The following is a 14,457-nucleotide window of genomic DNA, read 5'->3' as shown; positions in this document are numbered from 1 at the left end:
CAAGTCTCCATCCGTATCATCAAGAATTAGTCATTTTCTAGGAATGAACGTAAGTGTTCAGAACGAGATGGATGACGTAATTTACGTAATGCTTTGGCTTCAATCTGACGAATACGCTCACGTGTTACGTCAAACTGTTTACCGACTTCTTCCAAAGTGTGGTCAGTTGGCATATCAATACCAAAACGCATTTTCAAGACTTTGGCTTCACGTTCAGTCAAGTTCTCAAGCACTTCACGAGTCGCTTCTTTTAAGCCTTCTGAAGTTGCAGCATCAATTGGAGATGTGATGTTGCCATCTTCAATGAAGTCACCCAAATGCGAATCTTCATCATCACCAATCGGCGTTTCCATGGAAATCGGCTCTTTGGCAATTTTGAGTACTTTACGCACTTTAACTTCATCCATTTCCAGACGTTCGCCCAATTCTTCAGGAGTCGGTTCACGACCCATTTCTTGAAGAAGCTGACGTGATACACGGTTGATCTTGTTAATGGTTTCGATCATGTGTACTGGAATACGAATGGTACGTGCCTGGTCGGCAATCGAACGGGTAATCGCCTGACGAATCCACCAAGTTGCATAGGTCGAGAATTTATAACCGCGACGGTATTCAAACTTGTCTACGGCTTTCATCAAACCGATGTTACCTTCTTGAATCAAGTCAAGGAATTGCAAGCCGCGGTTGGTGTATTTTTTCGCAATCGAAATTACCAGACGCAAGTTTGCTTCAACCATTTCTTTTTTCGCGCGGCGTGCTTTGGCTTCACCAATCGACATACGTTTAGAAATGTCTTTAATGCCTTTAACATCAAGACCCAGTTCTTTTTCGATGTCTGCAATCTTTTGTTGGAATGCAAGCACATCTGGACGTACTTTTTCTAAATAAGCTTTTTGATCAGCAGGCGCTTTGGTAATTTGTTCATCTAACCAGGCTGGATTTGATTCCTGACCCGGGAACGACGTACGGAAGTGGTCGCGGTCCATACGACCACGACGTACTGCGTAACGCATAACTTCACGTTCAGAAGTACGAATTTGTTCATGCGTACCCCGAATCATTTCTGAAATGATGTCAAATAAACGTGGGGTAAATTTAAACATCATAAACACAGTTGCAAGTGCTTGCTGTGCTTCTTCAGCCTGTTTGCTGCCACGACCATACTTTTCAATCGCGATTTTGGTTAATTTCCAGGCATCTTCCAATTCGGTGAAACGAATGCGGGCAATTTCTGGATCTGGACCTGACTCAACTTCAGAATCATCATCACTTTCAGCTTCTTCATCCTCGTCATCATCCAGTTTTACATCTTTGGTTGTTTTAGTTGCAGCTTCAGGTTTTTCAACAACAATTTCAGCTTCTTCTATAACTTCTGGAATTTCTTCATTAGATTCTGGGTCTAAATAACCAGATAAAATATCAGCAAGACGACGTTCGCCTTCGGCAACATCGCTATATTCTTTTAATACAACTTCAACCGCATTTGGCCAGTACGCAATAGAGTGAAGAACGTCACGAATACCTTCTTCAATACGTTTAGCAATGCTAATTTCGCCTTCACGGGTTAAAAGTTCAACCGTTCCCATTTCACGCATGTACATACGTACTGGATCCGTGGTACGACCAGGTTCGCTTTCAACTGAAGCAAGAACAGCTGCCGCTTCTTCTTCAGCGACTTCATCGGTTGCTTCTGTATTGTTACCGTCGAACATGGTGTCATCAGATTCAGGAGCACGTTCATGCACAGGAATACCAACGTCTTGAAGCATTTGAATAATGTCTTCAATCTGTTCGCTTTCCGTAATCGAGGCTGGGAGATGATCGTTAACTTCAGCGTAAGTTAAGTAACCTTGCTCTTTGCCTCGCTTAATCAGAGCCGCTACTTGCGAAGTAGGGGAAGTTATATCGCTCATCTTTGCTTACTCTTCATTGAATCTGTGGCGGTGAAAAACCATGCATGATAGCACAATTCGCTTTAAATAGTTCTGAATTGATTGCTCAAGTCTCATTCGGAAAGATGACTTTGATTTAACAATTGTTTTCAATATTGGGTTGGAATTTTATTTTTCAAGTCTGTTTGCTGGAATGTATTCAAAATATAATACGTTTCTGCATGTGTCATGAATAAAATTCTACATCTTTATGAATACACAATTTTAGGGTCAAAAAACAAGATTAAATTGAGTTTGTTATATAAAAAATTAAAAAAAACTTGACAATAATTCGGAACAAAGATAAATAGCGCCTAGACCCATTCACTTTTTTTCACCATGAGGTAGTTTTAGTGTCTTCTACAGATTTTGAACTAGATGATAGCTTCAGTGAAGATGATGTTAGCTTTGATGAAGCCTCAAGCAAAATTAGTGCTAAAGAGTCTTTGGAGAAACGTCGTCTCATTGATGACCTGCTCGCACAACGTCGTTTGGAGCGTGAACTGAAAGATTTTGATTATGATCTGGATGATGATGACGACTTTGACGATGAAGAAGACTAAATTGTGATTTAGCATAGCCGGCTAAAATGCTATGCTATGCGCAGTTATTTTACTGAACTTGGATTTTAAATGAGTGCTTTAGATTTAGACCTATTGAGCGAATATCTAGATGGCGACCAAAATGAACATGGTCTAGATTTTGCGGCAACTCATGGTTTTTTATGTGCAACGGCTGTTGGACCAACTTTTGATAAATGGCTCGATGAACTTTTCGATAACAATCAAAAGAAAGTTCCTGCTGAAATGATTGCACAGGTAAAAGCATGGTTAGAAGCAATTCGTCAAAACTTGGCCAATGAAGAAGGGATTACATTCCCATTTGAAATTGAAGAAGCTGATGTTGAATCAAGTTTAGGCGACTGGAGTGTTGGCTTCGTTGACGCAATGTTCTTAAATGAAGATGCTTGGTTCACACCTGAACATGAAGAACAGGTGGTCGATTTAACTTTACCAATGATGGTCTTTAGTGGTGTGGATGACGAAGACCCACAAATGGAATCTTTCCGTCGCAATGGTCAGCTTATGGACGAAATTGCTGAAGAAATTCCAGAAAACTTAAATGAAATTTATTTGATGTATCACACTCCCGCGTGATGTGAGCTCTTGTGCCGCTATAATCGCGGCTCATGGATCACATATCAAACTCGTTTAAAAAGTTTTAAAAAAGCACCTTTTTAGGTGCTTTTTTTTATGTGCAGATTTTTCATTTCTATACTGAGAATAGAGAGTTGTATACTGAGAATAGAGAATTCATCATGAAAATTTATTTAAAGTATATCGGGCATAGCCATTATAGGCGATATGAAAGATCAGCCCATGTAAAGCAATGACGCCCGCCACCAGGAAGGAATTTCCTGCTCTCCCTGCATAGCCCATGGTCATCAAAACTTCCTCAGTATGTGGATGCATAAAAATCAGCACAAATATCACGATAAAGCCCATGCCCATGGCAATGACTGTTGATCCCCAAACCAGTGTGTTTTTTTCTTTTTTGGTGGGTAAGCGCTGTTCTCTTTTGATAAAATGTCTGGCACTTAGAAAGGCCGAAGCAATCAGGCCGGGCAGCAAGGTAATGGCACCGAGCTTTAGCCCATAAATCAATATACTGACCAGCAGGATCAGGGCAATACTATAAACGGCTGCAAAATATTTAAGATAATGCGACATCGTCTTAGTCTCCTGGTGAGGACCTGTCATCAGGATGGACGATTTTTACGTTTATGTCTACGGTATAGAATCCAGATGATAATGGCGATTACGATGATGATAATAAAATAGCTGACTTGGCTAAAAATATTCTGCATCAAAGCTTGGTTTTCGCCAAAATAAAAACCGACACAGGCTAGGAAAGTGGTCCAGATAATTGTACCTAGACTACTGAAAAACATAAATTTCCAGAAGGGCATATGGCTCATGCCAGCAGGAATACTAATCAGTGAGCGAACTGCTGGAATCATGCGACCGAAGAAAACAATCCGGTGACCATATTGCTCAAACCAGTCGAGTGATTTTTTGACATCTGGAGATTTGATAAAAAGATATTTGCCGTAGCGATCTACGAAACGGAAAATACTGTCGTGATTAAACTTATAGCCAATCCAATAGAGTATAGCGGCAGCGAGCAGAGAGCCTATACAACCCGCGATAATCACGCCAACAAGAAGTAGCTGACCTTGTGATGCAGAATAGCCAGCGGACGGCATAATGATTTCAGAGGGAATGGGAGGGAAAATATTGTCGAGGAACATGAGCAGGGCAATGCCCCAATAGCCCAATTGTTCCATAATGGAAATAATCCATTCAGTCAGATTCATAAGCTTATAAAAATAATAATGATATCTGAACTATCCTAAAGTTTATTTATTGCAGGGTAAAGTATAGCCAAGTAATCAAATTGGTTTATTCCTGGCTATGTACCAATGTGTGAATGTAAACCTTTCTTAAGCTGTACGACAGTGCAAAAGGAATCACACTCAGTACTGCATACTCCAGCAGGTTAGGTTCTAGGTGATACGCAATAAAGATAGATAAAATGCTTCCAATGACAGCACCCAGGATCACAATAAAAAGATGTGATTCTTGTTCTAAAGCCATTTTTATTTCTGCTAGTTTTTGATGGTTTTTTTCACGAATAGTGTGAAAACGTCTCGCATAATTGGCTGAACGGCTAATCGATCTTGGCATAATTTAATTCCTTTTCACGTTATAAATGAATAAGTTAGCTATTTATTTTACCTTGAATACCAGATTATCAAATATTGAGTGACTTAATAAGCATTAATGGTGAAACTTGGTGATCTTTTCTTATCTATTGTTTATTTTAGGTAAATAAAAAGCCCTCGAACGAGAGCTTTTATATATAACTTTACAAATTAGAAATTACAGACGTTTACGTTTAGCCGCTGCAATTTGAGACTGACGCATGCGGAAACCGGCTTTTTGTTGCTCTGTGGTTTTTTCGATGCAGTATTTACAAGATACCCCATGCTCATAACTTGGCAGTTCAGCTTCTTCGGGAAGTAAAGGCCATCCACATGCATGACATTTAATGTTCTGACCTTCTTCAACACCATGGGTCACGGCAGTACGGCCATCAAATACGAAACATTCGCCTTCCCACATGCTTTCTTCAACTGGGGTTTCTTCGAGGTATTTTAAAATACCGCCTTTCAGGTGATACACCTCATTAAAGCCTTCTTGAAGCAATAACGAAGTTGATTTTTCACAACGAATCCCACCAGTACAGAACATCGCAATTTTCTTGTCTTTATGTTGGGCAAGGTTCTGTTTTACGTATTCTGGAAATTCACGGAAGGTTTCTGTTTTAGGATCAACTGCGCCTTTGAATGTACCGGCTTTATATTCGTAGTCATTACGCGTATCTACCAAAATTACATCATCACGTGCAATCAGTTCGTTCCATTCTTTAGGATCGAGGTAGTGACCCACTAAGTCGCGTGGTTTAACTTCCACACCTAAAGTCACAATCTCTTTTTTGAGCTTGATTTTCATTTTACGGAAAGGTTTTTCATCGCTATGAGATTCTTTGTATTCCATAGCGTTAAAGCCTTCATTCAGAAGAAAGGCATGAATTTGATCAACCGCTTCCCGATCCCCAGCCACAGTACCGTTAATCCCTTCACCAGCTACAATTAGAGTTCCACACAAGTTAATGCTGTTGACTAGGTCTAAAAGACGTTGCTGAAGATCGGCAGGATCTTGAACTTCTTTAAATTGATATAGTGCTGCAACAACCCAACTTGTGGTCGCTTGCTGTTCTACAGGTGCAAGCTGTTCTACAGTAGCGTTCATGGATAACTCCAAATGTATTATGATAGGACAAAATTCAAGGCGCGTATTTTAACGTGAATTGTATGAATAAGCGAGAAAACCATAACTAAAATATGGTTATTAAGCGAAAGATGCCGCTATAGGTTGTCCTTTATCAAATCGATCTTGAATTAAAAGCGTTTGATAAATGATTTTATTGATTTCTCAGTTGTGTAGGAGTGTGTTTTGAGTACTGACCGTCGAATTGCTTCTTTGACCCCATGTGCAGGGCGTTGTTCTACGGTATTCGGTGATTCGGTATGCCGTGGCTGCCGTCGCTTTAACCATGAAGTGATTCAGTGGAATACCTACACACCTGAACAGCACACTGCGGTATGGAAGCGTCTGGATGCGCAACTGGATCAAATTTTAGTACCGATGTTGCCGCATGCAGATTTGCGTCATGTGGAAGGATTTGTCTTATCTAAACGCGTTCGTTTACGTGATGATGCCTCCAAAGGGCGCAAGCTTTATCACGCACTTAAAATCTGTGAGAAAAATAAAAATTTAGCTGAAGACAGTGGTTTAGGCATTCAAGATAAACAGGTAAAACCACTCTGGCAGGAATTTGAACGTCGGGTACTGGCTTTGGCTACAGCAAGTTACGATTTCGCTTTTTTACGTGCAGATGGCATTAGCCATAATTTATTACAACTGGTGGAAGAAGATTAAATACATTATTTATATTTGAAATTTAAAAAAATAAATATAATTGCTAGAGAACTGGAAAAGTGAATATCGCAGAATACTTGTTGTATTGCATGGCTGTCGTCATCATGATTGCGACACCTGGACCCGTGATGATGCTGGTCGCCAGTGCAGGGCTTAAAGGTGGTTATCGTAAAGCTTTACAAACGATATTTGGCACCAACTTTGCCTCACTCATTTTAATTACTGTTTCCATTTTGGTTCTGAAAGGTTTTCTGGATATTGCTGAGCAGTGGTTTAACAGCATTAAAATTCTAGGCTGTTTGTATATTGCCTATTTGGGCGTTCAGATTTTAAAAGAAGTATTGCTTTCTAAACAAGATGAATCGCCTTCACAATTAAACTCCAAGTCAATGAATGGTGGTTTTAAACAGGGATTTTTGGTCGGTATTTCCAATCCTAAAGATATTATTTTCTTTGCTTCATTTTTCCCGCAGTTTGTGCAAATCACACCTGATTTGAATATCAGTCTCGGGATTTTGACCTTAAGTTGGATTGTTTTGGACTTTGCCACTTTATCAATGGTTTATTTAAGTTTTAATCATTTATCCAAATCTAGGCTTTACAATAAATTGCTCGGGGCTTGTGGCGCAGTTCTTATTTTAATTGCTGGATATAGTTTGTATTCGACCTTATTCTAAATATTTCATTCAAAGTGTTTCGAAGAATAAAAGCCCTAGATTAGGGCTTTTATTTTTTAACTTAAAGATTATGCGCTAAGCGATACTGTGCAATTTCTTCAATGGTAATCACGGTTAAATGATGGGTTTGTGCATAAGATAGAACTTGAATGCCTGATGCCATGGTGCCGTCAGGATTGGTCAATTCACACAAAACACCTGCAGGTTTTAAACCGGCTAGACGTGCTAAATCAATCGTACCTTCAGTATGTCCACGACGGGTAAGTACTCCGCCATTACGGGCGCGTAAAGGAAAGACATGACCGGGACGATTCAGGTCACTTGCAACTGCGCCATCTTTAATTGCAGCTTTAATTGTGGTGGTGCGGTCTTTGGCTGAAACACCTGTGGTTACGCCTATCGCTGCTTCGATGGTTACGGTAAATGCAGTTTTAAACTGGCTTGAGTTATCCGCCACCATCGGTGGAAGTTGCAAATGATTGGCCAGTTCATCGGTTAGGCATAAGCAGACAATACCTGAACCATCACGAATCATACGTGCCATGGTTTCAACGTTTAGTGTCTCTGCAGCAACAATGAGATCGGCTTCATTTTCACGGTCAAAATCATCCATCACCAAAACTGGTTTGCCTTGGCGGATATCTTCTAATGCTTTTTGAATACGTTGTTCAGCTGGAGGAAGGGCTGAAAAGAAAATTTCGGGTTGAATCAAACTAGACATTGAAACGCTCTCGTAAAATAAAAATACGGTTGAACATTTCAGGACTGATGCAGAAATGGGGTCGCAGCGATATATCAAATCTAAATATCCGTTACGTCGTCTTCTTTCATCCGGACTATACCGTCGGCTTTGGTTTCTCACCAAATCTGCGAGTCAATCTTAAACATTGACAGGCTCGTGGGCTGATTAAATCTTAGCATTTTTGCTCAGTCTAACTTACCACCGGTGGGGAATTTCGCCCCGCCCTGAAGCGATGTGTAATGATTATAGACCTGTTTTTAATCTCGGGCGCAGCTTTCTATAGATCAATCAGTCATATGGATATTATTTATGTGAATAATAAAGTGAAAATTGGCAGGCAATAAAAAAGCCCGCATATGGCGAGCTTTTAATATTTTTAACTTTAAGCCACTTGAACAGGAATACAGTTCGCAGTGTGATTAACAGTATTGTTTGGATTGGCATAAACCAGACGTGGTTTGTGGGCATTGGCTTCAGCTTCAGTAAAATCGCCAAATGTTGCGATAATCATCAGATCACCAACATCAGCTTGAAGGGCAGCACCGCCATTGACTGAAATAATGCCTGAGTTTTCTTCACCACGAATTGCATAAGTGGTAAAACGCTTACCATTAGTCACGTTCCACATATGAATTTCTTCATATTCGCGGATACCGGCTAAATCCAATAATACGCCGTCAATTGCACAAGAACCTTCATAATGTAATTCTGCTTGTGTAACGACACAACGGTGAATTTTAGCTTTTAATAAACGAGATAGCATGGCTAGCGTCTCCTTAGTGGGCCTAAGATTTTATCTTATGGTTAAATCAAATCACTTCTTACTGGATCAGTAATCCGCAGAAAGCGCATTTTGCTCCGAAAAAAGCAACATGGCAAGCAGGATTTTTCAACAATTTATGGAATGATCAGTTTGGTTTATAAGCATTGATTTGATTCATGGCTTGCTGTATGTCACCGTTTACCAGCAATTGAATGCGAGATAAAGCATGTGCAATGGCATCATCCATTAAATCCTGTTCGCTGCTCGGCGCTTTGCTGAGGACATGTCCGGATACACGTTCTTTTGCACCAGGATGACCAATACCAATACGCAGGCGATGGAAATTAGAACCTAGATGTGGAACGATATCGCGTAAACCATTATGACCACCGTGACCGCCGCCTGTTTTTAGGCGAATGACACCAGGATTCATATCCAGCTCATCATGCGCAATCAGCATCGTTTCTGGGGCAACTTGATAGAATTTTGCGAAGGGCACAACACTTTTGCCAGAGGCATTCATAAAGGTTGTGGGTAAAAGCAGACGAACGTCTTGACCTTCAATATTACCGCGACCGCTGATTCCGTAGAATTTAGGATCGGCTTTGAGGGAAATGCCATAAGCTTCAGCAAGGCGTTCAACAAACCAGAAGCCTGCATTATGGCGGGTTTGGGCGTATTCCTTACCAGGATTGCCCAAACCGACAATTAGCGAAAGTTTTGACACTAATTATACCGTTAACACTTATGCGCGTTTAAAGTCAGCGTGCATAGGCGTGTTTTTAGCTGGGTGACGTTGTAAAGCTTGGATTTTAACGCTTTCAACTTTGTCGCCCACTTGAATTTCAATTACTTCTTCAAAGAAAGAATTGTCTTCAAGAAATTTAACAAGTTGACGAAGTTCTAAACTAACAGTTACAGGAGCAGCTTCGCCACCGTAAATGATTGCTGGAACTTTGTTTTCTAGACGAAGGCGGCGGCTCGAACCTTTCCCTTGTACTGATTCGTCACGAGCTACTGCATTTAATACGAAGTTTGCCATGATGACATTTCCTCATTGAGTTTAATGGACTGAACCTTCGACCAGTTCAGTGATAGAAAGCCCTACCATAGGGCAGGGCTTTTAAAATTTAGCGCTGTATTATAGATAACTATCGAACATTGCGCTAATAGATTCTTCGTTGTTAATACGACGAATTGTTTCAGCAACCATACCAGCGACTGAAACTTGGCGAATCTTACCAATTTCTAATGCTTCTTGAGATAAAGGAATCGTATCTGTGACGACGAGTTCGTCGAGTACAGAATTCTTCAAATTCTCAAGCGCTTTACCAGAAAGTACAGGGTGTGTTGCATAAGCAACCACACGGCGAGCACCGAATTGTTTCAATGCTTCAGCAGCTTTACACAAAGTACCGGCAGTATCCACCATGTCATCCACGATTACGCAGTCACGATCTCGCACATCACCAATCAAATGCATCACTTGTGATTCATTTGCTTTTTGACGACGTTTATCAATGATTGCCAGATCGATATCACCCATTTGCTTAGCTACAGCACGCGCACGGACTACACCGCCAACGTCTGGAGAAACAACCATAAGATTATGGTGTTGCTGTTGACGAAGATCAGCAAGTAATGCAGGAGTACCGTAGATATTGTCTACAGGGATGTCGAAGAAACCTTGAATCTGGTCGGCATGAAGGTCGATCATTACAACGCGGTCAATACCTACAGTTGTCAGCATGTCTGCTACAACTTTTGCAGTGATTGGCACACGGCTTGAACGAGGACGACGATCTTGACGAGCATATCCGAAGTAAGGGATGACAGCAGTAATACGACCTGCGCTTGCACGACGTAAAGCATCGGCCATCACGAGGACTTCCATAAGGTTGTCATTCGTTGGGGCACAAGTAGGCTGTACGAGAAATACGTCTTTACCACGAACATTTTCAGTAATTTCGACAGCAATTTCACCGTCAGAAAAATGACCTACAGATGCTGCACCTAAAGGAATGTGCAGGTGGCTTACGACTTTTTGGGCGAATTGTGGATGTGCAGTTCCACTAAAAACGACAAGATTGGGCATGAAGCACCCTTGGCGGTTGGAATGTTTGAAAATAGATGGCAGGGGTAGCTGGATTCGAACCAACGGATGCCGAGATCAAAACCCGGTGCCTTACCACTTGGCGATACCCCTAATGCGGCAGAACTTTAATATTTTTGCGGGTCTATGTCAAGGTAAATTAACAAATGAACCGGCAAACTCTGTTCTGTCTTTTTTGAGAAAATGGCAGGGGTAGCTGGATTCGAACCAACGGATGCCGAGATCAAAACCCGGTGCCTTACCACTTGGCGATACCCCTAAATTTGATCACTGTAAGGTTTATTTAAACGATGGGTTTAAATGGCAGGGGCGGCTGGATTCGAACCAACGGATGCCGAGATCAAAACCCGGTGCCTTACCACTTGGCGACGCCCCTAATACAGCAATCTACAGATGAAATGAATGGCAGGGGTAGCTGGATTCGAACCAACGGATGCCGAGATCAAAACCCGGTGCCTTACCACTTGGCGATACCCCTATCATATAACCTTGAAATGACGTAATGGTGATTCATTTAAACTATTGACCAAGTAAGCTTTACAAGGTGAATGCGCTAAAATCTCATCAATATTCATATCAGGAGTTACTTCAGTAAAAACACAAGCACCTGTACCTGTAAGTTTTGCAATACCGAACTGGTCTAAATACTGCATCGCTTCATTCACTTCAGGATATAGGCTTCTTGCCAAAGGCTCAAAGTTATTTCCAAAGTTAAATGGCGTTAACTGATAGGCGCAAAATTTAGTAGGCTTCGTGTCTCTTGTCAACGTTTTTTGTGAAAAAAGCAGTTGAGTGCTGATAAAACAGTCAGGTTTTAACACAATGTACTGTTTTTGATCTAAGTCTATGAATGTTAAGTGTTCGCCAATGCCTTCAGCCCATGCATTACGACCATGTACAAAAATTGGAACATCGGCACCGAGTTTTACCCCCAGCTCAGCCAGTTGTTCAATATTTAGACCGCATTGCCACAATTGGTTCACCACAATCAGGGTGGTGGCAGCATTGGAAGAACCGCCTCCAAGTCCTGCACCCATCGGAATGTTCTTTTCGATGGCAATTTTTAAACCCGTTGGCTTGGTGGCGAAGGGTTTTAAAATTTGTGTGGCCTTATAGATTAGATTTTGTTCTAAGTCGACACTGCTCAAACCAGCAATTGAAATCGTTCGGTCATCCGTTTGAGTAAATTCTAACCAGTCAGTTAAATCAATCAGTTGGAAAATGCTTTGCAATTTATGATAGCCATTGTCACGACGACCTGTGATATGCAAAAAAAGATTGAGCTTGGCAGGAGAGGGAACACGAATCATAGAATTTTGAACTTTTTGAAAATTTAGCGATTTTGAATGACCATTGTAATACGGTTTTCCTGACCGGATTCAAATGTCTGCTTTAAAATCAGTTTATTCGGTAATTGCGCTTGATCGTTATAGCTTAAATCAACCGTCCAGCCATCTTCCACAAACTGGATAGGGCGGTTTTGCCCATCTTTACTAATTTTTGCTTGTGTGGTTGCTGGTTTGGCTTGAACCCAATCCACCAGATGGGTGATCGGTGCTTGCCAGCCAGTGGCGCGTTGCAATAATTCTTCTGGGGTAGCAGCTTGAATGAGTCCGGTTTTGGCACTGTTTAAGGTGACCTGACCTGGCGTACCTGAGATTTGCGTTTTACCCACACCCAAAATTCCGCTTAACTCGATGTCGAATTCATCCTGTTGTTGAACCCAGGTGAAAAATGCACTACCAGACTGTCCCGGTGTTTTTACCCCGATTTTACCTTGCAGGCTGAAATTATTTGCAGCTGCTGGTACTTGGGAAATGCTCGGAGCTTGAGGCTGGGTATATCGTTGACAACCTGTCAGCACCAAGGTGCTTGTGGCAATCAGGATTAAGCTGAATTTTGAAAAAATACGCATAAAGATCATTAACTCTTTTTCAGGTGTGGCGGTAACAATAACGATTTCAGTTGTTCTAATTGAGGATCATTGGGGTGTTTTTTTTGTAATTGTTGTAACACATGATTAAATTTTGTCAGGTCGCCTTGCATGTATAGGGCTTTTGCATAGCGCACCCCAATTTTGACACTTTGACTCATCTCATATGCTTTTTCTAAAACCCGCGCGGAGGTTTTAAAGTCATTCTGTAAAAAGGTGATATAGCCGAGCGTATCCAGAATAGACGCTTGTTCTGGTGCAAACTCCAAGGCATGTTCAACATACTGTCGGGCTTCATCCAAACGTCTATTTTGTAGCGCCAGCGTATAGGCATAAGCATTCAGGTAGGTTGGACTGTTTGGCTCAATTTCGAGTAATCTTTTCAACAATTTATCAAGCTTATCCTGATCTTGATAAGCGTCGAGCAAGAGTACTTCTGAATAGATCAGTTCAGGGTCGTCAGGGATATTTTTGATGGCTTCATCGAGCAGGCGCATGGCTGCTTTTTTATTGCCCATACGTTTTAGAATGTCGGCCTGAGCCTGATAGAGGAAACTGGCATGTTGCGGATAATTCACCCGTTCCTGGGTTAAAAACCGCAGTGCATCACTCAGCTGTTTTTGCTCTGAAAAAATATTAATCATGTTGCGGCGTGAAACCGTGTACAGGCTGCCGTCTACTAAGCGGTAATAGGCTTTTGCTGTTTCAAAATGCTGTTTTCTTTCAGCATTTACCGCCAAGTAATAATAGGCTTCATTTTGATACTGGTTAGAATATCGAAGTTCAACCAAGAACTTTTCTGCCTTGTCGTATTCTTCTAAATCGATACTGGTTAAGCCTGCAATGAAAAGAGCTTCTTCCTCATGCGGCCATTTCTTCAAAATATTTTCGAGTTTATCCAGCGATTCTTTAGATTTGTTCAGTTTAATCAGATATTTAATTTCAGCTAAGCGAACTTCTAGATTGGATTTATGTTTGCGACTGGCTTTGTCATACCATTTAAGCGTGGCTTCTTCATCGCCTAAAGCACTGAGCAAATTGGCTTTCATTAAAATAAAGCCAGTGACTTTGGGACGTTTTCTAAGTGCACGGTTAACCGTACTCAGCGCTTGCTCTAACTGTCCATTTTGTGCTTCCAGGCCTGAAATCAGTACCAAGACAGAGGGGTTGTCCCGTTCTTTACTGTTGCTTAAAGCATCCAGTAGAATTTCTCGGTCTTCAGGTTGTTCTGGCACAATTCCGACCAGAATCTTTTCCAGGTCTGCATCAGGATCAATATTTAAAATTTTATCTAACGTTTCAGATGCCAGTTCATATTCATGCGATTTCAGGGCAATATGTGAAAGATAAAATAAAGCCGGAACATCTGTGGGTTCCTGAACCACCCAGTGTGTCGCAATATCGAGTGCAGCTTTCAGGTCATTTTGTTCCAGAGCAACATTTAAAGCGCGCTGTTTAACCGTGGTTGAACTGCTTTTAATTGCAAGCACGGTATAGTTATGTAATGCTGTTGGAATGTCGTGATAGGCCAGTGCAAACTCGGCAATCATGCTTTGTTTTATGGCATTATAGTTTGAATTGACATGATAAATTTCTCCGGATGCTCTAATATGAGCACTCGAAACCATGCTACCCACAAGTAAGAATGTGGTAGAATATTGCTTAATTGTCGCGCCGCTTATTCGGCTATTTGTTTGACGCAATTTTTCTTGATCCAAGTAATGCTTTTTATG

Annotated in this window: 17 protein-coding genes, 4 tRNA genes and 1 riboswitch; of the genes, 4 read left to right on the top strand and 17 right to left on the bottom strand. The window is 41.2% G+C overall.

Annotated elements, in window-relative coordinates; genetic code table 11:
• Positions 1 to 26: 26 nt before the first annotated feature.
• Positions 27 to 1,913, bottom strand: coding sequence for an RNA polymerase sigma factor RpoD (gene rpoD / locus E0H81_RS03195; RefSeq protein WP_131316464.1), 1,887 nt, complete (start codon positions 1,911 to 1,913; stop codon positions 27 to 29).
• A 371-nt stretch (positions 1,914 to 2,284) separates the two neighbouring features.
• On the opposite strand from rpoD, the gene E0H81_RS03190 reads away from it, so the two are divergent.
• On the top strand, positions 2,285 to 2,494 hold the full coding sequence (locus E0H81_RS03190) for a PA3496 family putative envelope integrity protein (protein ID WP_067863182.1): 210 nt from the start codon (positions 2,285 to 2,287) through the stop codon (positions 2,492 to 2,494).
• Positions 2,495 to 2,563: 69 nt separating this feature from the next.
• Positions 2,564 to 3,088, top strand: coding sequence for a YecA/YgfB family protein (locus tag E0H81_RS03185; protein WP_131316462.1), 525 nt, complete (start codon positions 2,564 to 2,566; stop codon positions 3,086 to 3,088).
• Positions 3,089 to 3,247: 159 nt separating this feature from the next.
• Here the strand turns inward: E0H81_RS03185 and E0H81_RS03180 are convergent, their stop codons facing one another.
• The 4 genes from E0H81_RS03180 to trhO form a co-directional block, all read right to left on the bottom strand.
• Entirely contained in the window at positions 3,248 to 3,661 is a 414-nt protein-coding gene (locus E0H81_RS03180) for an ABZJ_00895 family protein (RefSeq protein WP_131316460.1), read from the bottom strand.
• 29 nt (positions 3,662 to 3,690) lie between these two features.
• The gene (locus tag E0H81_RS03175; protein WP_131316458.1) at positions 3,691 to 4,308 is read right to left on the bottom strand and encodes a DedA family protein; all 618 of its coding nucleotides are present in this window, start codon (positions 4,306 to 4,308) and stop codon (positions 3,691 to 3,693) included.
• Positions 4,309 to 4,393: 85 nt separating this feature from the next.
• Positions 4,394 to 4,678 (bottom strand): FUSC family protein, encoded by a 285-nt coding sequence (locus tag E0H81_RS03170; RefSeq protein ID WP_131316456.1) that lies wholly within the window; start codon positions 4,676 to 4,678, stop codon positions 4,394 to 4,396.
• A gap of 195 nt (positions 4,679 to 4,873) precedes the next feature.
• Entirely contained in the window at positions 4,874 to 5,806 is a 933-nt protein-coding gene (gene trhO, locus E0H81_RS03165; protein ID WP_131316454.1) for an oxygen-dependent tRNA uridine(34) hydroxylase TrhO, read from the bottom strand.
• A gap of 204 nt (positions 5,807 to 6,010) precedes the next feature.
• On the opposite strand from trhO, the gene E0H81_RS03160 reads away from it, so the two are divergent.
• Both E0H81_RS03160 and E0H81_RS03155 read left to right on the top strand, forming a co-directional pair.
• Positions 6,011 to 6,496: a DUF1289 domain-containing protein gene (locus E0H81_RS03160; RefSeq protein ID WP_131316452.1), complete on the top strand. Its 486-nt coding sequence runs from the start codon at positions 6,011 to 6,013 to the stop codon at positions 6,494 to 6,496.
• Between the two features lie 59 nt (positions 6,497 to 6,555).
• On the top strand, positions 6,556 to 7,173 hold the full coding sequence (locus E0H81_RS03155; protein ID WP_131316450.1) for a LysE family translocator: 618 nt from the start codon (positions 6,556 to 6,558) through the stop codon (positions 7,171 to 7,173).
• Positions 7,174 to 7,234: 61 nt separating this feature from the next.
• On the opposite strand, the gene ribB is transcribed toward E0H81_RS03155, so the two are convergent.
• The 12 genes from ribB to E0H81_RS03095 all read right to left on the bottom strand — a co-directional run bounded on the left by ribB (position 7,235) and on the right by E0H81_RS03095 (position 14,427).
• Positions 7,235 to 7,894 (bottom strand): 3,4-dihydroxy-2-butanone-4-phosphate synthase, encoded by a 660-nt coding sequence (ribB, locus tag E0H81_RS03150; protein WP_131316448.1) that lies wholly within the window; start codon positions 7,892 to 7,894, stop codon positions 7,235 to 7,237.
• A gap of 94 nt (positions 7,895 to 7,988) precedes the next feature.
• Positions 7,989 to 8,150, bottom strand: a riboswitch (FMN riboswitch).
• 147 nt (positions 8,151 to 8,297) lie between these two features.
• On the bottom strand, positions 8,298 to 8,678 hold the full coding sequence (gene panD / locus E0H81_RS03145) for an aspartate 1-decarboxylase (protein WP_067723997.1): 381 nt from the start codon (positions 8,676 to 8,678) through the stop codon (positions 8,298 to 8,300).
• Positions 8,679 to 8,823: 145 nt separating this feature from the next.
• The gene (gene pth, locus E0H81_RS03140; RefSeq protein WP_131316446.1) at positions 8,824 to 9,405 is read right to left on the bottom strand and encodes an aminoacyl-tRNA hydrolase; all 582 of its coding nucleotides are present in this window, start codon (positions 9,403 to 9,405) and stop codon (positions 8,824 to 8,826) included.
• An 18-nt stretch (positions 9,406 to 9,423) separates the two neighbouring features.
• Positions 9,424 to 9,720, bottom strand: a complete 297-nt coding sequence (gene rplY, locus E0H81_RS03135; protein ID WP_131266865.1) for a 50S ribosomal protein L25 — start codon at positions 9,718 to 9,720, stop codon at positions 9,424 to 9,426.
• A gap of 99 nt (positions 9,721 to 9,819) precedes the next feature.
• On the bottom strand, positions 9,820 to 10,773 hold the full coding sequence (locus E0H81_RS03130; RefSeq protein ID WP_067863211.1) for a ribose-phosphate pyrophosphokinase: 954 nt from the start codon (positions 10,771 to 10,773) through the stop codon (positions 9,820 to 9,822).
• 36 nt (positions 10,774 to 10,809) lie between these two features.
• A tRNA-Gln gene (locus E0H81_RS03125) sits at positions 10,810 to 10,884 on the bottom strand.
• A 91-nt stretch (positions 10,885 to 10,975) separates the two neighbouring features.
• Positions 10,976 to 11,050: transfer RNA gene (locus E0H81_RS03120), tRNA-Gln, on the bottom strand.
• Positions 11,051 to 11,092: 42 nt separating this feature from the next.
• Positions 11,093 to 11,167, bottom strand: a tRNA-Gln gene (locus E0H81_RS03115).
• A gap of 27 nt (positions 11,168 to 11,194) precedes the next feature.
• Positions 11,195 to 11,269: transfer RNA gene (locus E0H81_RS03110), tRNA-Gln, on the bottom strand.
• A gap of 1 nt (position 11,270) precedes the next feature.
• Positions 11,271 to 12,101: a 4-(cytidine 5'-diphospho)-2-C-methyl-D-erythritol kinase gene (gene ispE, locus E0H81_RS03105; RefSeq protein WP_131316444.1), complete on the bottom strand. Its 831-nt coding sequence runs from the start codon at positions 12,099 to 12,101 to the stop codon at positions 11,271 to 11,273.
• Between the two features lie 23 nt (positions 12,102 to 12,124).
• Entirely contained in the window at positions 12,125 to 12,706 is a 582-nt protein-coding gene (lolB, locus tag E0H81_RS03100; RefSeq protein WP_131316441.1) for a lipoprotein insertase outer membrane protein LolB, read from the bottom strand.
• 8 nt (positions 12,707 to 12,714) lie between these two features.
• Positions 12,715 to 14,427 carry a tetratricopeptide repeat protein gene (locus tag E0H81_RS03095; RefSeq protein WP_131316439.1) on the bottom strand — a complete coding sequence of 571 codons (1,713 nt, stop codon included), beginning with the start codon at positions 14,425 to 14,427 and terminating at the stop codon, positions 12,715 to 12,717.
• Positions 14,428 to 14,457 lie beyond the last annotated feature (30 nt).

This window comes from Acinetobacter terrestris (genome assembly GCF_004331155.1).
Lineage (GTDB): Bacteria > Pseudomonadota > Gammaproteobacteria > Pseudomonadales > Moraxellaceae > Acinetobacter > Acinetobacter terrestris.
Note: the sequence above shows the minus strand (reverse complement) of the source record. Positions and strands in the feature narration are given on the sequence as shown.

Coding starts and splice junctions, on each gene's coding strand:
- rpoD (WP_131316464.1), bottom strand. CDS start 1,913: ATGAGCGATATAACTTCCCCTACTTCGCAAGTAGCGGCTCTGATTAAG.
- E0H81_RS03185 (WP_131316462.1), top strand. CDS start 2,564: ATGAGTGCTTTAGATTTAGACCTATTGAGCGAATATCTAGATGGCGAC.
- E0H81_RS03180 (WP_131316460.1), bottom strand. CDS start 3,661: ATGTCGCATTATCTTAAATATTTTGCAGCCGTTTATAGTATTGCCCTG.
- E0H81_RS03175 (WP_131316458.1), bottom strand. CDS start 4,308: ATGAATCTGACTGAATGGATTATTTCCATTATGGAACAATTGGGCTAT.
- E0H81_RS03170 (WP_131316456.1), bottom strand. CDS start 4,678: ATGCCAAGATCGATTAGCCGTTCAGCCAATTATGCGAGACGTTTTCAC.
- trhO (WP_131316454.1), bottom strand. CDS start 5,806: ATGAACGCTACTGTAGAACAGCTTGCACCTGTAGAACAGCAAGCGACC.
- ribB (WP_131316448.1), bottom strand. CDS start 7,894: ATGTCTAGTTTGATTCAACCCGAAATTTTCTTTTCAGCCCTTCCTCCA.
- panD (WP_067723997.1), bottom strand. CDS start 8,678: ATGCTATCTCGTTTATTAAAAGCTAAAATTCACCGTTGTGTCGTTACA.
- rplY (WP_131266865.1), bottom strand. CDS start 9,720: ATGGCAAACTTCGTATTAAATGCAGTAGCTCGTGACGAATCAGTACAA.
- E0H81_RS03130 (WP_067863211.1), bottom strand. CDS start 10,773: ATGCCCAATCTTGTCGTTTTTAGTGGAACTGCACATCCACAATTCGCC.
- ispE (WP_131316444.1), bottom strand. CDS start 12,101: ATGATTCGTGTTCCCTCTCCTGCCAAGCTCAATCTTTTTTTGCATATC.
- lolB (WP_131316441.1), bottom strand. CDS start 12,706: ATGCGTATTTTTTCAAAATTCAGCTTAATCCTGATTGCCACAAGCACC.